The organism is Bacillus sp. AR4-2, assembly GCF_008274865.1.
In the GTDB taxonomy this organism is placed as follows: Bacteria; Bacillota; Bacilli; order Bacillales; family Bacillaceae_G; genus Bacillus_A; species Bacillus_A cereus.
Genome location: NZ_CP031062.1, coordinates 3578932 through 3601738, shown reverse-complemented (window position 1 = coordinate 3601738; position 22807 = coordinate 3578932). Strand labels below are relative to the sequence as shown.

The following is a 22807-nucleotide window of genomic DNA, read 5'->3' as shown; positions in this document are numbered from 1 at the left end:
GAATATAAGTTAAAGTGAAATAATTGCTAATACTTTTTAAAGAAACGAGGAGGAAACGCGGAATGGAAATATTAAAAGTTAAAGCAACGTCGGTCCCTAATTCTGTAGCTGGTGCACTTGCAGGTGTTATTCGCGAACGCGGAACAGCAGAAATTCAAGCTATTGGTGCAGGTGCATTGAACCAAGCGGTAAAGGCAGTAGCAATTGCAAGAGGATTTGTAGCGCCTAGTGGTTTGGACCTGATTTGTATCCCAGCGTTTACAGATATTATGATTGATGGCGAAGAGCGTACAGCAATAAAATTAATTGTAGAACCTCGTTAAGTTTTAAACAACCTGTTTGCAGTATGCAAACAGGTTGTTTTTATAATGGAGGAATGAAAATGAAAATTTTTGATGCTCATTGTGACGTGCTTCTTCAGTTATGGAGTGCACAAGGGAAAAGGAATTTTAACGATGATTCACAATTACATATTACATTTGAACAGTTAAAGAGAAGAAAAGGAAGTATACAATGTTTTGCTATATATGTACCAGAAACAGTGGCATATGAAAACCGATTTGAAGCAGCATTACAAATGGTAGATATTTTTTATAATGAAATTTTATCCCTACCAGGTGTAAAGTTTATTCAGACAAAAGATGATATTAACATGTTAAAACAGGACGAGGTTGGAGCGATATTAACACTAGAAGGATGCGAAGCAATTGGAAAAGAAGCAATGAAATTACGGTTGTTGTATCGCCTGGGAGTACGTTCTTTTGGACTAACATGGAATTATGCCAATCTCTTAGCTGATGGTGCGCTAGAGACACGTGGGGCGGGTTTAACGAATTTTGGTAAACAGGTTGTACAAGAACTGAATGCGCTACATGTATGGACTGATGTGTCTCATCTGAATGAAAGAAGTTTTTGGGATGTTATAGAGATTGCAAAAAATCCTATTGCTTCCCACTCAAATTGTATGAAACTTTGCGAGCACCCACGTAATTTAAACGATGAACAACTTAAAGCTCTTATAAAGAAAAATGGCATGATCGGTGTCACTTTTGTACCGCAGTTTCTAACGAATGAAAATGAAGCAAATATAACAGATATAGTAAGACATATCGAATATATTTGTTCATTAGGTGGAGAGTACAATATAGGATTTGGTTCAGATTTTGATGGGATTTTAGAAACAGTTGTAAATGTATCAGTTTATCGAGATTATGAAAATGTAATGAATGAGCTTTGTAAACACTATGCTGCATCTACTGTAGAACGATTTTTATATGATAATTTTGTAGAACATATGAGTTTTTAAGTTTTGGTTTAAAATTCAGAAAAATTAAAATTAATTCATTTGATTTTATTGCTTTTTTTAAGACCTAATACTAGAATGAAAAACAAAATAGCTTTATACTAAAGATTCAGGGAAATCAGAAGAGGCATAATTTGCGTCCGTTGTAGTTTATTTGCATAAAAAATGCTAAACTATTACTGTAAAAAAATACACTACAATGAATGCAGCCAAAAGGGGTGTAGGAGATGATTAGTCAACTTTCATGGAAAGTTGGAGGCCAACAAGGTGAAGGAATTGAAAGTACAGGAGAAATCTTCTGTATTGCATTAAACCGATTAGGATATTACCTATACGGTTACCGCCACTTCTCATCACGTATAAAAGGCGGCCATACAAATAATAAAATTCGTGTAAGTACAACAGAAGTACGAGCGATCTCAGATGATTTAGATATTTTAATTGCTTTTGACCAAGAAACAATTGATTTTAATTTCCACGAACTACGTCCAGGTGGAATTGTAGTTGCGGATGCGAAATTTAATCCAACAATACCTGACAATACAGATGTAAATCTATATGTGATACCGTTTACAGATATTGCTTCAGAATTAGGCACATCATTAATGAAAAACATGGTTGCTGTTGGAGCATCAAGTGCAGTATTAGGATTAGATGAAACAGCTTATTTAGATGTTGTTGAAGAAATCTTTGGTCGTAAAGGAGAGCAAGTCGTTCAAAAGAATATGGACGCAATTAAACGCGGCTCTCAATATATGAAAGAATTACTAGGTGAGAAAGTAAACATGATGCAGCTTGAAAAAGCTGATGGTAAAAAACGCATGTTTATGATTGGAAACGATGCAATCGCATTTGGTGCGGTAGCTGGTGGTGCTCGTTTTATGTCAGCATACCCAATCACACCTGCATCAGAAATTATGGAATACTTAATTAAAAAATTACCGAAAGTCGGCGGAACAGTAATCCAAACTGAGGATGAAATCGCAGCTTGTACAATGGCAATCGGTGCAAACTATGCTGGTGTTCGTACATTAACGGCATCTGCTGGTCCAGGTCTTTCATTAATGATGGAAGCAATCGGTTTAGCAGGTATTACAGAAACTCCATTAGTAATTGTTGATACACAACGTGGCGGCCCAAGTACAGGATTACCAACTAAGCAAGAACAGTCTGACTTAATGGCGATGATTTACGGTACGCATGGTGAAATTCCAAAAATCGTAATGGCGCCAAGTACAGTTGAAGAAGCTTTCTATGACATTGTAGAAGCATTTAACTTATCTGAAGAATATCAAGTTCCTGTTATTTTCTTAACAGATTTACAGCTTTCTTTAGGAAAACAAACAGTAGAACCACTTAAATTAGATAAAGTGGAAATTCGTCGTGGTAAGCTTGATTTAGAAGTAGAATTACCAGAACGTGAAAATAAAGCATACTTCAAGCGTTATGAAGTAACAGAAGACGGCGTTTCACCACGTGTTTTACCTGGTATGAAAAATGGTGTTCACCATGTTACAGGTGTAGAACATGATGAAACTGGAAAACCATCCGAATCAGCAATAAACCGTAAAGATCAAATGGACAAACGTTTCCGTAAAATGGAGAACTTGAAGTTTAATACCCCTGTTTATAAAAATGTTAAGCATGAAGAAGCAGACGTATTGCTTGTTGGATTTAACTCAACTCGTGGTGCGATCGAAGAGGCAATGACGCGTTTAGAACAAGAGGGTATGAAAGTAAACCATGCTCATGTGCGTTTAATTCACCCGTTCCCAACAGCTGAAATCGATCCACTTGTGAAAAAGGCGAAGCGTGTTGTAGTAGTAGAAAACAATGCAACAGGTCAGCTTGCTAACATTATGAAAATGAATCTTGGTAATGGTGAGAAAATTTCTAGTCTTTTAAAATATGATGGAAACCCATTCTTGCCGAAAGAGATTTACAACGAATGCAAAAAAGGGGTTGTATTAAATGGCAACATTTAAGGACTTTCGTAACAGTGTAAAGCCAAACTGGTGCCCAGGTTGCGGAGACTTCTCAGTGCAAGCTGCAATTCAACGTGCGGCAGCTAACGTTGGCCTAAATCCAGATGAACTTGCTGTTATTTCTGGTATCGGCTGTTCAGGCCGTATTTCAGGTTATATTAATTCATATGGTGTGCATAGTATTCATGGTCGTGCCCTTCCAATTGCGCAAGGTGTGAAAATGGCAAATCGTGATTTAACAGTTATCGCTTCAGGTGGTGACGGTGATGGGTTTGCGATTGGTATGGGTCATACAATCCATTCTATTCGTCGTAATATCGACATTACGTACATCGTAATGGATAACCAAATTTACGGATTAACAAAAGGGCAAACTTCACCACGTAGTGAAGCTGGATTTAAAACGAAAAGCACACCACAAGGTTCAATTGAACCATCACTAAATGTAATGGAAATGGCCTTAACAGCTGGTGCGACATTTGTGGCGCAAAGCTTTTCGAGTGATTTAAAAGAATTAACACAAATTATTGAAGCTGGTATTAACCATAAAGGATTTTCATTAATTAACGTATTTAGCCCATGTGTTACTTACAATAAAGTAAATACTTACGATTGGTTTAAAGAGAATTTAACGAAACTAAGCACAGTAGAGGGATATGATCCATCTAATCGCATGATGGCTATGCAAACTTTAATGGAAAATAACGGTTTAGTAACAGGGTTAATTTATCAAAATACTAAGCAACCATCATATCAAGAACTTGTTAAAGGCTATAGTGAAGAGCCTTTAGTGAAATCTGATTTAAATATGGATCAGAAAATGTTTGATGAGCTTGTTGCTGAATTTATGTAATGTAAGAAGAGGAGGTTGCCGATTTGGTAACCTTTTTTTATGTACAAAAATATAGGGTAGCCTTATTTACTTAGAAAATTCAGAATGATAAAATAATATATAAATCGTTGTATAAAAATGGCAAGTTCATTGCTTATGAAATGTAAGATAATAAAGGGCCTCTTTATTGTTAAAATTGGCGAAATACATCATACTATGGTAATGTTTATAGGGATAAAGCAATATGCTTTTTGGTAGGACAACAAGAAATGATAAAAAGGGAATGTCTATTTGCGTGGGGAAGACTTCATTCTTATGAATGATTAGATTGATTACTCAAGTTTCAAAGGACAAGTTATCTCTCAAGCTATCTAACCATTTTTGAGGTGAGTCTAGGCGCATTAAAATGGACTATAGAGTATGTATAGTTAAGGGTGAAAGGAGATTACCGATGAACGAGCAACAACGATTAGCAAGTCAACAAGCAAATTCCTCTACGAAAAAAGAAGAGAAAGATTATAGTAAATACTTTGAAAATGTATATCAACCACCTTCCTTAAAGGATGCGAAAAAGCGTGGGAAAGAAGAAGTTAAAATTGAACGGGATTTTGGCTTACCTGAAGAGTTTCGCAATTTTGGTACAGGAAGAAAGTTCTATATTCGTACATATGGTTGTCAAATGAATGAGCATGATACGGAAGTAATGGCAGGTATTTTCACCGCACTTGGATATGAACCAACTTTTTCAACTGAGGATGCAGATGTAGTTTTATTAAACACTTGTGCAATTCGTGAAAATGCTGAAAATAAGGTGTTTGGTGAGCTAGGCCATTTAAAGTCACTCAAACGAAGAAATCCAGACCTTTTAATTGGTGTATGTGGTTGTATGTCTCAAGAGGAATCTGTTGTAAATAAAATTATGCAAAAAAATCAGCATGTAGATATGGTATTTGGAACGCATAATATTCATAGATTACCGTACATTCTAAAAGATGCGATGTTCTCGAAAGAGACGGTAGTTGAAGTATGGTCAAAAGAAGGTGACGTAATTGAAAACCTTCCGAAAGTACGTCGTGGTGATATTAAAGCTTGGGTAAATATTATGTATGGCTGTGATAAATTCTGTACGTATTGTATTGTACCGTATACACGCGGAAAAGAGCGAAGTAGACGTCCAGAAGATATTATCCAAGAGATTCGTCATTTAGCTGCAAATGGTTATAAAGAAATTACTTTACTTGGTCAAAACGTAAATGCATATGGTAAAGACTTTGAAGATATAGAATACGGTCTTGGCGATTTAATGGACGAACTTCGTAAAGTTGATATTGCCCGTATTCGTTTTACAACGAGCCATCCACGTGATTTCGATGATCACTTAATTGAAGTGCTTGGAAAAGGTGGCAACCTAGTAGAACATATCCATTTACCAGTTCAATCTGGAAGTACGGATATGTTGAAAATTATGGCACGTAAATATTCGCGTGAGCATTATTTAGAACTTGTAAGAAAAATTAAAGAAGCAATTCCAGATGCAGTATTAACAACAGATATTATCGTTGGTTTTCCAAATGAAACAGATGAGCAATTTGAAGAAACGATGTCGTTATATCGTGAAGTAGGGTTTGATACTGCCTTTACATTCATTTACTCTCCTCGCGAAGGTACACCAGCTGCAAAAATGAAAGATAATGTACCGATGGAAGTAAAGAAAGAACGTCTTCAACGCTTAAATACACTAGTAAATACGTTGGCAATTGAAAAGAATAGTCGTTACAAAGGTCAAATTGTAGAAGTGTTAGTTGATGGGGAAAGTAAAAATAATCCGGAAGTACTTGCAGGTTATACTCGTACGAATAAACTTGTAAACTTCGTCGCTTCAAAATCTTTAATTGGTCAGCTTGTGAAAGTAAAAATAACGGAAGCAAAAACTTGGTCTCTTAACGGGGAATTAGTTGAAGAGCCGATTGAGGTGAAATAATAGATGAAAGTATATTCGAAAGATGACATTGTTGAACAAGCGAAAGAATTAGCAAAAATGATTTCTGAAACAGAAGAAGTTGATTTTTTTAAGAAAGCAGAGGCGCAAATTCATAAAAATGAAAATGTAAAGCGCGCAATCGATGAAATTAAAGCACTGCAAAAACAAGCAGTAAACTTGCAACATTACGGGAAATGGGAAGCTTTAAAAAAGGTAGAAGCTGAAATTGATGCATTGCAAGATAAGTTAGACAGTATTCCAGTCGTACAACAATTTAAATCTTCACAAACATACGTAAATGACTTATTACAGTTAGTTGCTAGTACAATTTCTAACAACGTAACAGATGAAATATTAATTTCAACTGGTGGTGATGTACTAAAGGGTGAAACTGGCGCAGCGGTAGAAAGTAAAAAAGGAAATTGTGGTTGTTAAAGAGATGTCATATTGACATCTCTTTTTTTGTGGATTAAACGTAAGGTCTTCTCAAAAAAAGAATGACACATTCCGCTATTGTCACGCATATGATTAAGTGAATAGTGATTGAGGAGGGTTACGAATGTCCGAATTTAGAGAGATTATTACAAAAGCAGTGGTTGGAAAAGGACGTAAGTATACAAAGTCAACGCATACATGTGAATCGAATAATGAGCCAACAAGTATTTTAGGGTGCTGGGTAATTAACCACTCGTACGAAGCAAGAAAGAATGGAAAACATGTGGAAATTGAAGGTTTCTATGATGTGAACACTTGGTATTCATTTGATGGAAATACAAAGACTGAAGTTGTAACAGAACGTGTGAACTACACGGACGAAGTAAGTATTGGTTATCGTGATAAAAACTTTTCTGGTGACGATTTAGAAATTATTGCTCGTGTTATTCAGCCGCCAAATTGTTTAGAAGCACTTGTATCACCAAATGGTAATAAAATTGTTGTAACTGTAGAACGTGAATTTGTAACAGAAGTAGTTGGAGAAACGAAAATTTGTGTAAGTGTAAATCCTGAAGGCTGCGTAGAATCAGATGATGATTTCCAAATTGCTGATGATGAATTTGAAGAATTAGATCCGAACTTTATCGTTGATGCAGAAGAAGAGTAATAGAAAGCTAGGGAGAAGTTCTTCCTAGCTTTTTACTTTACATAAGTGGCGCTGAATGAACATGATTCTTTATGAAATATGTTATAATGAAGAAAGACTCCTGAAATAGGAGATAAGAGTGTCCGTGAAATGCGACATATATGAAAATAGATTATCATGTAAGAATTATGGAGGAAAAGTATGACTCAATATACGCCTATGATACAGCAATATTTAAAGGTTAAGGCAGATTATCAAGATGCCTTTTTATTTTTTCGCTTAGGCGATTTTTATGAAATGTTCTTTGAGGATGCTGTTAAAGCAGCCCATGAACTTGAAATTACATTAACGAGCCGAGATGGCGGTAGTAGTGAACGTATACCAATGTGCGGTGTACCATATCATGCGGCTAAAAACTATATTGAACAACTTGTTGAAAAAGGATATAAAGTAGCTGTTTGTGAGCAAGTAGAAGATCCGAAAACAGCTAAAGGTGTAGTACGTCGTGAAGTAGTACAATTAATTACGCCAGGAACGATGATGGAAGGGCGTACAATTGATGAGAAAGAAAACAACTTCTTAGCCGCATTAACACATTTTGAAGATGGATCATATGCATTAGCTTGTAACGACTTAACGACTGGACAAAATACAGTAACGTTACTGACTGGTTCAGTAGAAGATATTTTATTAGAAGTGTATGCAACTGGTTCGAAAGAAATTGTTGTTGATTCTTCATTTTCTAAAGATGAACTAAACAAGTTAACTGAAACATTGAAAATGACGATTTCGTATGAAGATGCAACGGCAATTCCGGAAGGATTAGAACATCTTGTGAAAAATGTTTCACAAGCAAAATTAATTAAAGCAGTTGGACGTTTATTTAACTATGTAATAAGAACGCAAAAACGTTCTTTAGATCATTTGCAACCAGTAGAAATTTATTATACGAATCAATTTATGAAAATTGATGTACATTCAAAGCGAAATTTAGAACTGACAGAAACACTTCGGACGAAAGAAAAAACAGGATCACTATTATGGTTATTGGACAAGACGAAAACAGCTATGGGTGGTCGTATGTTAAAACAGTGGATGGAACGTCCACTTATACAGAAAGAAAGAATTGAAGAGCGTTTAGAAATGGTTGAAACGTTTGTAAATGATTACTTCTTACGTGAAGATTTAAAAGAAAAGTTAAAAGAAGTATATGATTTAGAACGCTTAGCAGGAAAAGTTGCATTTGGTAACGTAAATGCAAGAGACTTATTACAATTAAGACGTTCATTACTTCAAGTGCCAGCTATTTTAGAAGCAATTAGTTTGTTAGATAACGCTTATGCATCGAGATTAATTCAAGGTGCAGATCCATGTGAAAGCTTAACAGAATTACTAGGAAGAAGTATTCAAGAAAACCCACCGCTTTCAATTAAAGATGGAGATATTATTAAAGATGGTTATAATGACAAGCTTGATCAATATCGTTACGTGAGTAAAAACGGGAAAACGTGGATTGCTGAGCTTGAAAAAAGAGAACGTGATATTACTGGAATTAAATCGTTAAAAATCGGATACAACCGTATTTTCGGTTACTACATTGAAGTAACGAAAGCGAATCTTGCAGCACTTCCAGAAGGTCGCTATGAACGTAAACAGACGCTTGCTAATGCTGAACGTTTCATTACAGATGAACTGAAAGAAAAAGAAACGTTAATCTTGGAAGCTGAAGAAAAAATCGTACAGCTAGAATACGATTTATTTACAGCACTTCGTGAAGAAGTAAAAGTATTTATTCCGAAATTACAACATTTAGCGAAAGTAATTAGTGAATTAGACGTACTGCAAAGTTTTGCGACAGTTAGTGAAGAAGAACAGTTTGTAAAACCTGTACTGACAACGAAGCGCGAAATCTTTATTAAAGATGGTCGTCATCCTGTCGTTGAAAAAGTATTGAACGGGAAATTGTATGTACCGAATGATTGTATTATGCCAGAGAATATGGATGTCTTTTTAATTACAGGGCCGAACATGTCTGGTAAAAGTACGTATATGAGACAATTAGCACTTGTAACGGTTATGTCGCAAATCGGTTGTTTCGTACCAGCAACAGAAGCAGTATTACCTGTATTTGATCAAATCTTTACGAGAATTGGTGCAGCGGATGATTTAATATCAGGTCAAAGTACATTTATGGTCGAAATGTTAGAAGCGAAAAATGCAATTGCAAACGCATCAGAAAGAAGTTTAATTTTATTCGATGAAATTGGACGCGGTACATCTACCTATGATGGTATGGCACTTGCACAAGCAATTATTGAACATATTCATGACCAAATTGGTGCAAAAACGTTATTCTCTACGCATTATCACGAATTAACGGTGTTAGAAGAGAGTTTAGATCAACTGAAAAATGTACACGTTTCAGCAATTGAAGAGAATGGAAAAGTAGTATTCCTTCATAAAATTCAAGACGGGGCAGCAGATAAAAGTTACGGAATTCACGTTGCGCAACTTGCAGAGCTTCCAGATAGCTTAATCGCCCGCGCGAAAGAAGTGTTAGCACAGCTAGAAGGACAGGAAGAAATTATTATTCCAAAACGAGTAGAAGTGAAAGTACAAGAAGCTGCTCCAGAACCTGTAGTTGTAAAAGAGGAAATAGCAGAAATACAGGAAACGAAAGTAGAGACTGAAGAAGAATCGCAACTATCTTTCTTTGGAGGAGAACAGTCTTCGAAGAAACAAGACAAACCTCTGCTAGATCAAAAAGAAACAGCAGTATTGGCGCAAATTAAAAAAATCGATTTACTTGATATGACACCTTTAGAAGCGATGAACGAATTGTATCGCTTACAGAAAAAGTTAAAGAAAGGATGAGTAAGTAGATGGGGAAAATTCGCAAACTCGATGACCAACTCTCTAACTTAATTGCGGCAGGGGAAGTAGTAGAGCGCCCTGCTTCAGTCGTAAAAGAACTTGTGGAAAATTCTATCGATGCGAATAGTACATCTATTGAAATCCACTTAGAAGAAGCTGGGTTATCGAAAATTCGTATCATTGATAACGGTGATGGTATTGCAGAAGAAGACTGTATCGTCGCTTTTGAACGCCATGCGACGAGTAAAATTAAAGATGAAAACGATCTGTTTCGCATAAGAACACTCGGTTTCCGCGGTGAGGCATTGCCGAGTATTGCCTCTGTTAGTGAATTAGAATTAATTACTAGCACAGGTGATGCGCCTGGTACACACCTCATAATTAAAGGTGGAGACATTATAAAGCAAGAGAAGACTGCGAGCCGAAAAGGAACAGATATTACAGTACAAAACTTATTCTTTAATACACCAGCGCGTCTTAAATATATGAAAACCATTCATACGGAGCTCGGGAATATTACAGATATCGTGTATCGTATTGCAATGTCACATCCAGAAGTATCGTTAAAACTGTTTCATAATGAAAAGAAATTGCTTCATACATCAGGTAACGGTGATGTAAGACAAGTACTTGCATCGATTTACAGTATTCAAGTTGCGAAGAAGCTTGTTCCAATTGAAGCTGAATCTTTAGACTTTACAATTAAAGGTTATGTAACATTACCAGAAGTAACGAGAGCATCTCGTAATTATATGTCAACGATCGTAAATGGTCGTTACGTTCGAAACTTTGTACTAATGAAAGCAATTCAGCAAGGATACCATACATTACTGCCAGTCGGCCGGTATCCAATTGGCTTCTTATCGATTGAAATGGATCCAATGCTAGTTGACGTTAACGTACATCCAGCGAAGTTAGAGGTTCGTTTTAGTAAAGAACAAGAATTGCTAAAGCTGATCGAAGAAACATTGCAAGCTGCATTTAAAAAAATACAGCTCATTCCAGATGCAGGCGTAACAACGAAGAAAAAAGAAAAAGACGAAAGTGTGCAAGAACAGTTCCAGTTTGAGCATGCGAAGCCGAAAGAACCATCTATTCCGGACATTGTTTTACCAACTGGCATGGATGCAAAACAAGAAGAACCGCAGGCTGTGAAACAGCCACCACAACTGTGGCAACCGCCGAAACAAGAATGGCAACCACCACAGTCGCTCATAAGAGAAGAACAAAGTTGGCAACCATCCACTAAACCGATAATCGAAGAACCAATTCAAGAAGAGAAATCGTGGGACAGTAATGAAGAGGATTTTGAACTAGAGGAATTAGAAGAAGAAGTTCGGGAAATAAAAGAGATTGAAATGAACGGGAATGACTTACCACCACTTTATCCAATTGGACAAATGCATGGAACATATATTTTCGCTCAAAATGATAAAGGCTTATATATGATTGACCAGCATGCCGCGCAGGAACGTATTAATTATGAATACTTCCGTGATAAAGTAGGAAGGGTAGCGCAAGAAGTACAAGAGTTACTTGTACCGTACCGTATTGATCTATCTCTTACTGAATTTTTACGTGTCGAAGAACAGTTAGAAGAACTAAAAAAAGTCGGGCTATTTTTAGAACAATTCGGCCATCAATCTTTTATCGTCCGCTCGCATCCAACATGGTTCCCGAAAGGACAAGAAACAGAAATTATCGATGAAATGATGGAGCAAGTTGTTAAACTAAAAAAAGTGGATATTAAAAAGTTACGTGAAGAAGCAGCCATCATGATGAGCTGTAAAGCATCCATTAAAGCGAATCAATATTTAACGAACGATCAAATATTTGCCTTACTGGAAGAATTACGTACAACAACAAACCCATACACATGCCCACACGGAAGACCGATTCTTGTGCATCATTCTACTTATGAGTTGGAGAAGATGTTTAAGAGGGTTATGTAGAGTGAATAAATTATATTTCAAAAGGGAGCAACATTTACTGTTGCTCCCTTTTCATATGTAGATTTAATAGTTAAACGAGAATAAGGTGGAGTAATTTTGCAGTTTATTTCTTGGTTGCGTTAGCTTAAATTTATCTATGTATAAAAAAGCGCTGTATACAGCACTTTTTAAAATGTGCATGAATTGTATCATTACTAACTAAATAACTATGCATGGCCAAATGTTGCTTCTTATTTGGCTAATTGTTATAAAGGTCTATACAATTACTTATTTTTATTATTATTAATTTTTTCAGTGTATAGAACTTGCTCTTTATAGTGCTTCTTAATTGGGAAGTTATGTGTACCTGTGCCGTTCTTGAATTTTTTATCAATGGGGTTCTTTAGAGGAACTGTTGTAGTTTCAGTAAATTCATATGGGTAATTTATTTTAGATTTATCTTCAAACATGAAAATGCCTCCTTTTAGGATCTCCTAAATTCTTTACTATAACATGATATGCATATAGATATTTTTTGGACTAGTTATTTATATAGGTTAATGGAATTTAATTACATAACTACTGAAACATTTTAAAGGAAAACAATTTGAGAAAGAAATGGTATGAATAGCTGTTGGCTCCTATTGTTGTTTTTTTGTTTGACAGCACAGTGAATTATGTATATAAATTCAATATAGATTGTTTTTATAATATGGTTTATATGGGGTTTTCCTGATAATATAATGTGGAATATTATAGTGTTATTAGGTTATTAGGAACATTTAATGCTGTTTCATAACTGAAAGGGAATTGAAAAAAAACTGAAACTTTTCTCATAAAAATTCAATCTAACTTGAAAAATGAAAGGAAAATGAAATTTTCCAAAAGATATTCTTTGTTAAGATAAAAAGCATACATACAAAAAGTATTGACATATCTTAAAAATGTATTTTCAAGATATAGTGGGGGAAAAGATGAGATTAGAAAAACAATTAATAAAAAAGATGTATTATGAAACATTCCTAATGGAGAATGAAACAAAACCAACTCTTGACGTACTTGGACAAGCTTATGTAAACGAAGAAAAAAATGAGATTTCTGATGGGTCTTATATTCGTTTTGCACAAGGTGAATTTTATTATCGTCATCAAGATTTTGAAGCAGCTATTTTTAAATGGGAGAAGGTTAGTAATGAATTAGCACCATGGGCACAAAAAAATATTGCGGATGCTTATTTCGAACTGAATCAGTTATCATTTGCTGAAAATATTTATACTTCTATTACTACTGATAATAAAATATTGATGACCGAAATTAGACTACAATTACTTTCTCTTTACATTGAGCAAAATAATTTTGACTCAGCTTTCGGTGTTATTAAAGAAGCAGTTTCTTTAAATCCTGATTATCCGAATGTCACAAAAATTGCCCGTTCCTTTTATGAGGAACAGCAAGATTTTGATAGTGCAGTAGAGCTTGCTGTGAATGAGTTAATTCGCATAGAATCGTATCCTTGGTTTGAGGTGTTAAAAGGATATATCGATAAAGGGTTTACTAAACATATTTCACCAGACTATTTTTATGATGCATTAGCTACATTAAATAATGTAGATCAAGTACAATTTACGCAAATGGTTTCATCACTCTGGAACAGTTATAAAAATGAAAAAAATTACTTATTGTGGCTTAACACAATAAATAAATTTTTCTTACATATTGAAATACATTCGTCCGATATATGGAACAAAGTTTCTGCTCTTTACGAAGAAACGTACTTTGCATTAATTCAAGGTCAATATACGCTTAGACAATTAAACGATATCATTCCAAATCTGTTAGCAAATTGGTTAAAGGTAGTCAATCCATCTTATGCTGTATTTCCATCTGCAGCTGTATTGGCATGGGATGAGATTTTCCCTTCCAAAATAGATTCAGCAAATATAGAACATGCGGAAAACTTACTGTTACATTCTATTAATCATGTAAATGGCTTAGAGTACAGCTTACACCTTTTTGAATCTATTACACAGTGGGCACAAAAGCAGAATATAGAAATAGGTCACCGATTTAAATGGTTAGTTGACGAACTCGCAGATTTAAGAACAAATCGTATTTTAGTAACGGGAACTTCAGGGAACGGAAAAACTACATTTATTAACTCTATATTAGGAGAAAATATATTAGAAAAATCAATTTCAAATGTAGTAGTTTTAAAAAATGATGCTCATATAGAAATAAACGCTATAACAGACTCAGCAATTACAACAACGGAAGATGTCTCTGATTACCATAATATGATGTCTCAGCACTATCAAACATATAGAGATAGAGCGTGTGTTGAATTTAAATTACCATGTAGATTTTTAAATGAAAATAAACTTACATTTGTAGTGACACCTGGCTTTAATAGGAATAACGACACTAGAGATGAGATATTCGAATATTTAAATTCTGTAGACGAATTACTGTTCGTATTGAATGCGGATTCACCTTTTACTGATAAAGAACGTGACATTCTATTAAGTATTCAAGAGCATACGCCAAATTTACAAATTCATTTCTTATTAAATAAAATCGATAACATTTACAGTGAAGCAGAAGTGAAAAGGGTATTACATGATACGGCAACGAGAATAAACACATATTTCCCGTATGCGAGAATTTTCCCTTATTCCTCGTTATATACAAGTAGTCAACAATTAAATGATTTAACTGAGTTTATTCATTTTAACTTTAATCATAAAAATATCGATGCAGAACGTACTGAAAAGTTATTATTTTTCATTCGAAAAACAATTACATATCTTTTGGATAAACGTGTTGAGAAAGAAAATAATCTGGTGGATGCTATTAATTGGAATGAAGATATGCTAGTGAAACTAAACGGTAGCATTAATAACCTTACTACATTTGAGAGGGAAAAAATTCATTTCATTACACAATCGTATCATTCAATGAAGACTGAAATTACAAATGATCTTACTGAAAATATTCCGAAGATATTAAAGAGCTGTTCTAATTTAATTAGTGAAGAAAGTGATTTCGGGCACATGGATACGGAACTAAATAAAGCAATGAATGAAAGAGTGCATAAATATTTAGAACAAACTGTGTTACCTAATCTGGCTCTTTCTATGCAAAATTGGATTGCAACTTCTAATAATGAGCTTCTTCAAAGTCAAACATATTTAGAAGAACTTAGTGAAGGGCTTAATTCACTATTTGGAGAAAATAGAATACAGTTAGAATGTGACTTTAAAGTACTTGATGACTGGCGCAGAGATACTGACAGGATGACGACTAGAATACAAATGGATGAAGTAAATATTTTACGTCGATTTACGCCAGCACAATTTTTACTGAAAAGTGCTGGTAAATTATTTGGAGTTCTTCCTAAAAATAAATCTATGCTATATAACAAATACAAACAGTATGTAGAAAATGAAGATTATACTGAAGTAACGGCTTCTATTATGAAGAAATTTTTCTTGCAATTTGAGCTGTTTGAAAACACACAAGAGCGAGATATTAATATATTCTTTAGGAATCCATTTAACTCCTTAAAGCAAGCTGTAGAAAACACGCATTTAGAAATACAAGAAAAACAAGAGATATTACATAAGATGAAATCAAATCCTGAAATCTATCACGATTCTATCATGCTCTTTGAATTGAGATTGCGTCAATGTGAAGTGATTTTAAATATAGGTGATGATAATACTTTTGCGGATGTAGTTTTAGAAACAAGCGTAGAATAAAAAATCTGATGTGTTATAAGAAAGTAAAAAGGAGCAACTGTAATAAGTTGCTCCTTTTTCATATAGATTATTTTTCTGTTTCTTTAATTTTAGTTTGTACTTCGCCAGTTTTAATTTTATTACTTTCTGAGAAACGTAATAAATCGCCTTCAATAATTTTGTCAGACATTCGTAATTCATTTTGTGCACGTTTAATGAGGGCTTGAGCTTCTTTTTTTGGTAAATCTACAATTTCACCTGTTATACGGTCGTAGAAAGTGTTGTTTTTGTATGCATACTTATCTGTAACGAAGCTACCATCACGTAAAACAACAAAGCCAGTATATTCATCTGAAAACATATCATGGCCAAAACGGATATCATTCGTAGAATCAACACCTAATAAATTTAGAATAGTAGGTTTCATATCGATTTGTCCCGTAGGCTTTGAAATAGTTTGACCTTCTGTTTGTCCAGGAATATGAATATATAAAGGTGTACGTTGTAAATTTAAAGTATCAAATTCTGTTATTTGATCTTTTTCTAAAAACTGTGCCATTGCACGATTATGTTTTTCGGAAATGCCATAATGATCACCGTATAACACAATAATAGAATTATCGTAAAGCCCCTCGGCCTTTAGACGTTCAATAAATTTTTTAATGGATTCGTCTAAGTAACGTGCTGTTACGATGTAACGATCAAATACGCCATTACCAGAGTTGTATGGTTCAATGAATTTTGTATCTTCATCATACGTAAATGGATAATGGTTTGTTAAAGTAAGGAAACGAGCATAGAATGGTTGATTAACAGTTTTTAATATATCTACTGATTGATCAAAGTATTCGATATCTTTTAATCCCCAATTTAAATTTGTTTCTGGCGTGATTTTGTAATCAAGTTCATTATAGTAACGGTCATAACCAAGAGTGGAGTACATAATATTACGATTCCAAAATGTTGCGTTATTCGCATGAAATACAGAAGTGAAATAACCTTGCTGACGTAAAATTTCTGGAGTTGCAGTATAATCATTGTTACCGTGTGTAAAGAATACAGCTCCTCGATTTAATGGATACAACGACGTATCGATTAGAAATTCAGAATCAGATGTTTTCCCTTGACCAGTTTGATGGAAAAAGTTATCAAAGTAATAACTTTCATTTATGAATTCATTTAGGAATGGTGTAACTTCTTGCCCGTTCACTGATGCGCCTATTAAGAAGGTCTGCAAGGATTCAAGAGTGACGACAATTACGTTTTTTCCTTTCGCTGCACCAAACATATTAGGGTTTGGCTCGCTTTGATTTGCTTTTACGTAGTTTTCAGTTTCTTGTAATTTACTACTATCAGCAAGTGCTTTTTGTGACCCAGCTTTTACTTGCAGTGTTAAGTCATATACTTGGTGAGTATATAAGCCTAAATTTTTGACAAGCATGACTCGGTCGAATGATCTTGTTAATAATTCAGGGCGCTCTTTTTCTGCAAGATGTAGATTCGCAAAGAATACACCAATCGTTAAAAGAAAGTATAACAAGCGCGTAGAATGAGTTACACGTTCTGTTTTAAAGACCAATGATTTCTTTTTTAATAAAATAAAGAAGAAAACAATGTCTACGAATGCGAGTATAATTTTGTAGTTTAATATTTCTATAATACTGCCGCCTAATTGGCCAAAGTTTGAGGTTTGTCCAAGTACTGGTAATGTAACGAAATCATTATAAAAATCATAGAACATTACATTTCCAACAAGCACGATTGTTAATAAGAAATTAATACAGAGCGCTATATAATTTCGCTTTTCACCAGTTGCAAATAATGCTAATCCAACAAATGCTAATGATGCGGCTAGAGGGCTAATAAACAAAAGGAGCTCTTGCGTCGAAGACTCGATTTTTAAATCAAAACTGAATCGCGTAATAAGATATGTTTTTAACCATACTGCTAAACCCATTATTATAACAAAACTTATATTTTGTATTTGTAAATTTATTTTGTTCTTCATTTTTACACCTTCTTTATATAATTTATTTAACTAAAGTTATATATTATGTTTTTATAACTATTAGAGTGTGATGAACCATTTAGATTTTGTTTTCTAAAGGGAATAATTTGAAGTATTCATATATATAATGGGGTTTTTTAAAGCGTAGTAGCATAAATATAACTCTTTTTGAGAAACGGGCAGAACAAGTCATAGTTGTAGTGAAATTGACTTATAGACATCCTACCATATTAAACACTATGATGATGTTACAAAATATCGAACAAATAAAAGTGAAAATGGATAGAGACTTTTAAAACGGTTGACATTCAATTTATTAGAATTGAATGTCAATCGTTTTAAATATACAGTTATATTACATATGTATTTTGTAAAATCAAAATCTTTTGTCTGTTAATCATTAGCCGTGAAGGGTAGGGGACTTATTAATATACTTTTACTATATAAGTAAAGTGTTTTGAAATTGAAAATATTTGATTGACATCTTAATGATAAAAATTAAATGTCAGATAAGTACTTTCCAACATACAGACCACTTGCAGCTGCTTGAGATAATGAATGCGTAACGCCTGAACAATCTCCAATTAAAAATAGCCCATGTACACTAGTTTCAAAATGATTATTAATTTTTATCGTAGGAGCATAGAACTTTCCATCAATTCCATATAGTAAAGTATGTTGATCGATAGGCTCTTGTATAAATTGTTCTAAACGTAATAAAAATTCTTTTAGCCCTTCAATATATAATTGAGGAATTTCTTGATTCAAATCTCCATAATCTCCCTGTAGTGTAGGTTGTATACGATTATGTTCCATGCTGTTTTCCACCGTAGGTTGTTTCTTTAGTAAGTCCTCTAAGCGCTGTATAACAATCCGATCTCGTCCTTGGTTAATGCCTTGAATAATTGAACTTGCGTATACATTTGCTTCTTTGAGAGTTGGAAAATAGCGAGGAATAAATAAAGTGAAATTTAAGTTAGAAGTGCCAGTTCCTTGCTCTCGAAAATTTTGACCGTCAGGCATAACTAAACCTTCTTCGTACTTTCGAATGATGCGTCCTTTTGGATTCATACAGTAAGTAGTTGCTATGAAATGCTCACCTTGATAAGAAAGTTTTGTTTCAAAAGTATCTTTTAATATAGAGCGTAATTGATGTTCTTTCATTTCTACTCTAATTCCTAAATCTACACGTGTTTGCTCCTGAGAAATATTTAGGGAACTGCACATTTCTTTTAACCAATCGGCTCCAGAGCGCCCAGTTGCTAATACTAGTTGCTTAGTTTGAACTGTTCCTTGATTTGTCTCTATTGTAAAATGATCTTCCTGTTTCAGAATATGTTGTACATCTATATGAAATTGGATCTTTATTTTCGTCAGTAAAAATTCATAGAGCTGCTGAAAAATGTTACTGGAAAGTGTAGTACCAAGATGTCTTACTTCTGTTGTTAGCATTTGTAAACCACACGCTTCAGCTCTCTTAGTGAGACTTGAATTTTCAGTAGAATATTTTGAAACCGAACTTCCACCAAACTGACATAGAATTTCATCTACTTCAGCCATGAGTTGTATAAAACCCTCTTTACCGACTTTTTTCTCAAGTTCTCCGCCAAATCCGTTTGTATAATTAAATTTCCCTTCAGATTTGCCTAAACCACCAAACCCGAAATATTTATCACATGTAGTACAATTACACACTTTTCCTTCGTCTAAAGGACAATGGCGATCTTCTAGCGCTTTACCTTTATCAAGAATTAAAACTTTTTTGTTACTTTTAGCTAGTGAATAAGCCATAAAAATGCTACTTACTCCAGCGCCAATAATCGTAACATCATACATATTCTTCCACCTGCTAACGAATAGTTTGTTTTTTATTTTTCTAGTGTATAACAATTTTATGAAGTTAAGAAATAGCTTTTATTAATAAAGTGGGAGTTTTTGAACTTGATGCTTTATTAATTTCTACGAGTGGTGGAGTAAATACAAAAATTTTTATTTGAAAGAAAAAATAGTTTGAAAAATAACTATGTCATATGATTAATAACATCTTACATAGAAAAAAACAGACCTTTTAAGTGAAGAGGTCTGTTAATGATTTTAAATCTTATTTAGCAAACACATGGTTACCAATTACTGCTACTGTTTGACGTGTCGTAATCCACTTGTCTGTTGATGTTTTTGGATTGTAGAAATAAAGCCAGTCAGAATGTACTCCATTTGTGGAGATAGCCTCTTCTACAGCCATTTTTGCTTCTGCGCTTGCAGGCTGATTAATTCTTCCATCTGTAACAGGAGTAAATGCATATCCGTATTTAATAGGTTCATAAATAACGCCTGTTATTGTATTTGGAAAACCTTTTGCATTTACACGATTTAGTATAACTTTCGCTACTGCTACTTTTCCTTTATACGATTCGCCACCTGCTTCAGCAGTGACTAAGCGTGCCATTAAGTCTTTTTCTTTTTGTGAAATGCTTGAGTTGATTTTTAAATGTTGTCCTGTATAAAGCTTGTTTCCGACTGTATTGTTCATTTGTTTTATAGATTGGACAGTGACATTGTAACGCCTTGCTATCGTTTCTAATGAATCTCCCGGTTGTACTTGATAAATAATTTGTCCAGAAATGTTCGCTGGCTTGGCGTTTTGAGGAACAGTGATTTCATTTGATTTCACGGACCCTGGAATATGTAACTGTTCGCCAATAAAGGTTTGATCGTTTCCTTTATTATTAGCCTGTTTAATGGATTGTATTGAAACTCCGTATTGTTTACTAATGCCCCAAAGTGTATCGTTCTTTTTTACTGTATGAATGGTAGAAGCTTCAGCTGTGCTTTGACTACATACGAATGTAATTGCAGCTGCAGATAAAGGGATTATATGTTTTAGTTTTAGTAATTTCATTGTAAATCCTCCTAAGAAAAAATTAAGGTGAAACTATTAAGTAATGTAGTTTGAAATGTATATATGCGTAATATATTAATGTAAGTATATTAGCACATATAAAATAAATAATCACTATAAGTTTCATATTCGTGTAGTGTAGAGTCCGAATATGAAATATTGCATATGAAAATACATTGAAGTTCATATTTCTGATTACTATAATCTATTTAGTAGAAAGGGAATACGTTATAGAAATAAAATCATTATAGATTAATATAATAATTAATTATTAATAGGAGGATTAATGGAATGAAAATATTTCAAAAAATGTGTGCGTCAACTGTAATCATTACAGCACTTTTAGGAACAGGAGGTACTATCAATAGTGTACATGCTGATTCTATAGAACAGCAGATTAAATCAGGGATAGAACAAGAAACAGATAAGCAAATCATTGTAAAATTTAAAGCGGATTTGGATTTGCCATATGAAGATGGTATTGAAAAACAAATACAATCTCAAACGAATGATAAAGTAATAAAAGATCTTTTGACAGAATATCCAGATGTAACATTTACTCGTTTATTCACATCTGTAAGCCCGGAACAAATACAAAACCTTGAAGTGAAAGCACCTAATCATGTATCTACAAGTTTATTAAACTACTATATTCTTCAAAATCAAAATAGTGGGTATGAAGAAGAAATAGTAGATAAGTTAAAGGCATCTTCTTTAATAGAAGATGCATATATGAAGAGAAAAGAGAAAATAATGCCACCTGAAGTGCAATCATCAAGTGTAGCTCTTAATCCTAGTAACAATCCTAGATTTAAAAAGCAAGGTTATCTTGAAGCGGCCCCATACGGTATTAATGCGCCTTTCGCCTGGGAAATTCAAGGCGGTAATGGAAATGGTATCACTTTTGTTGATATGGAATACGGATGGCTATTAAATCATGAGGATTTATTACATCAAAATATTGAATTAATGTCTGGAAGAAATATAGATCAGCATGTCGGTCATGGGACGTCTGTACTAGGAATTGTATCCTCTGAGGACAATGAAGTCGGGAATATTGGGATTGCGCCAAAAGCGAAAGCAAAGGTTATCTCTCAAATAAGAGATAACGGACAGTATAATACGGCTGATGCAATATTAAGCGCTGTAAATCAGTTAGAAGCTGGGGATGTTTTATTGTTAGAGGCGCAAGCATCTTTCGATGGATATGGTGATAAATATTTACCTGTTGAAGTACAACCAGATATCTTTGATGCAATTCGTGCTGGTACAGATAAAGGGATTGTAATTATAGAGGCTGGAGCAAATGGGTGGAATGATTTAGACCAGTTCAAAGATAGAAAAGGTAAGCAAGTCTTAAATCGTAATAGTAAAGATTTTAAAGATTCGGGTGCAATTATGGTAGGCGCTGGCTCTTCATCTTTCCCTCATGAACGTATGTGGTTTTCGAATTATGGAAGCCGTATTGATGTGTACGGATGGGGAGAAAATGTAGATACAACTACAGCTGAACAAAGTAGAAGTGCTGTAAATCTTTATACTTCAAGCTTTAGCGGAACATCTAGTGCTTCGCCAATTATTGCTGGGGCAGCGACTTTAGTACAAAGCATTGCTAAAGAAAATTTAGGACAACCATATAGACCTAGTGAACTAAGAGCAATATTAAGCAACCAGAGCACAGGAACAAAATCTAAAGATCCATATGCAGATAAAATTGGTGTTTTACCAGATTTGAAGTCTATACTAGTAAACTTAGGCTATGAACAAAGAAAACCAAACGGTGGGAATGAATTACAAGTAACAGAAAATGAACCAAATAATGAGCCTAGACAGGCAAATAAAGTTAACTTTCATACACCGGTGAAAGGAACGCTACATAATAGTGATAGAGTAGATGTATTTACTTTCCAAATTGACTCGCCGGAAAATATTAATATTTCTTTACTAAATGAACAAAATATCGGAATGACATGGGTACTTCATCATGAATCAGATTTAAATAACTATGTAGCATATGGTGAAAATGAAGGCAATGTAGTTAAAGGAACTTATAATGCAAAGCCAGGTAAATATTATTTATACGTCTATAAATATGAGAATAAAGATGGTTCATACGTATTGAACATAAAATAAGTAAAAGGAACTTCAGATGAAGTTCCTTTAAATTTTTCTAATT

General features: G+C 34.1%; 15 protein-coding genes. 11 read left to right on the top strand and 4 right to left on the bottom strand.

The genetic code is table 11. The features are described from left to right. Positions 1-62: 62 nt before the first annotated feature. From spoVS to mutL, 9 genes are all read left to right on the top strand, one after another. Positions 63-323, top strand: coding sequence for a stage V sporulation protein SpoVS (gene spoVS / locus DN399_RS18490; RefSeq protein WP_000404341.1), 261 nt, complete (start codon positions 63-65; stop codon positions 321-323). 59 nt (positions 324-382) lie between these two features. Further along, positions 383-1306: a dipeptidase gene (locus DN399_RS18485; RefSeq protein ID WP_000688045.1), complete on the top strand. Its 924-nt coding sequence runs from the start codon at positions 383-385 to the stop codon at positions 1304-1306. A gap of 224 nt (positions 1307-1530) precedes the next feature. Beyond that, positions 1531-3288: a 2-oxoacid:acceptor oxidoreductase subunit alpha gene (locus DN399_RS18480; protein WP_000625418.1), complete on the top strand. Its 1758-nt coding sequence runs from the start codon at positions 1531-1533 to the stop codon at positions 3286-3288. Continuing rightward, positions 3275-4141 (top strand): 2-oxoacid:ferredoxin oxidoreductase subunit beta, encoded by an 867-nt coding sequence (locus DN399_RS18475; protein ID WP_000190155.1) that lies wholly within the window; start codon positions 3275-3277, stop codon positions 4139-4141. Before DN399_RS18480 ends, DN399_RS18475 begins: the two co-directional genes overlap by 14 nt. 430 nt (positions 4142-4571) lie before the next feature. Next, a complete protein-coding gene (gene miaB, locus DN399_RS18470) occupies positions 4572-6101 on the top strand; it encodes a tRNA (N6-isopentenyl adenosine(37)-C2)-methylthiotransferase MiaB (protein WP_001005378.1) in 1530 nt (509 codons plus the stop codon). A 3-nt stretch (positions 6102-6104) separates the two neighbouring features. Continuing rightward, a complete protein-coding gene (locus DN399_RS18465) occupies positions 6105-6536 on the top strand; it encodes a YlbF/YmcA family competence regulator (protein WP_000870461.1) in 432 nt (143 codons plus the stop codon). A gap of 124 nt (positions 6537-6660) precedes the next feature. Further along, the gene (gene cotE / locus DN399_RS18460; RefSeq protein ID WP_001288799.1) at positions 6661-7203 is read left to right on the top strand and encodes an outer spore coat protein CotE; all 543 of its coding nucleotides are present in this window, start codon (positions 6661-6663) and stop codon (positions 7201-7203) included. 180 nt (positions 7204-7383) lie between these two features. Further along, positions 7384-10056: a DNA mismatch repair protein MutS gene (gene mutS, locus DN399_RS18455; RefSeq protein WP_000196026.1), complete on the top strand. Its 2673-nt coding sequence runs from the start codon at positions 7384-7386 to the stop codon at positions 10054-10056. 8 nt (positions 10057-10064) lie between these two features. Then, positions 10065-12008 carry a DNA mismatch repair endonuclease MutL gene (gene mutL, locus DN399_RS18450; protein ID WP_000516455.1) on the top strand — a complete coding sequence of 648 codons (1944 nt, stop codon included), beginning with the start codon at positions 10065-10067 and terminating at the stop codon, positions 12006-12008. Positions 12009-12271: 263 nt separating this feature from the next. Here mutL and DN399_RS18445 read toward each other — a convergent pair whose 3' ends face one another. Beyond that, positions 12272-12457 carry a hypothetical protein gene (locus DN399_RS18445; protein ID WP_000461138.1) on the bottom strand — a complete coding sequence of 62 codons (186 nt, stop codon included), beginning with the start codon at positions 12455-12457 and terminating at the stop codon, positions 12272-12274. A gap of 504 nt (positions 12458-12961) precedes the next feature. Here DN399_RS18445 and DN399_RS18440 point away from each other — a divergent pair. Then, entirely contained in the window at positions 12962-15745 is a 2784-nt protein-coding gene (locus tag DN399_RS18440; RefSeq protein ID WP_149149889.1) for a dynamin family protein, read from the top strand. Positions 15746-15812: 67 nt separating this feature from the next. On the opposite strand, the gene DN399_RS18435 is transcribed toward DN399_RS18440, so the two are convergent. The 3 genes from DN399_RS18435 to DN399_RS18420 form a co-directional block, all read right to left on the bottom strand. Then, positions 15813-17732: an LTA synthase family protein gene (locus DN399_RS18435; RefSeq protein WP_149149888.1), complete on the bottom strand. Its 1920-nt coding sequence runs from the start codon at positions 17730-17732 to the stop codon at positions 15813-15815. A gap of 498 nt (positions 17733-18230) precedes the next feature. Then, entirely contained in the window at positions 18231-19568 is a 1338-nt protein-coding gene (locus DN399_RS18425; RefSeq protein WP_000272403.1) for an NAD(P)/FAD-dependent oxidoreductase, read from the bottom strand. 265 nt (positions 19569-19833) lie between these two features. Further along, positions 19834-20631 carry a cell wall hydrolase gene (locus DN399_RS18420; protein WP_000771175.1) on the bottom strand — a complete coding sequence of 266 codons (798 nt, stop codon included), beginning with the start codon at positions 20629-20631 and terminating at the stop codon, positions 19834-19836. A gap of 291 nt (positions 20632-20922) precedes the next feature. Between DN399_RS18420 and DN399_RS18415 the strand changes: the two genes are divergently transcribed. Continuing rightward, positions 20923-22764 (top strand): S8 family peptidase, encoded by a 1842-nt coding sequence (locus DN399_RS18415; protein ID WP_016123270.1) that lies wholly within the window; start codon positions 20923-20925, stop codon positions 22762-22764. Positions 22765-22807: the final 43 nt, after the last annotated feature.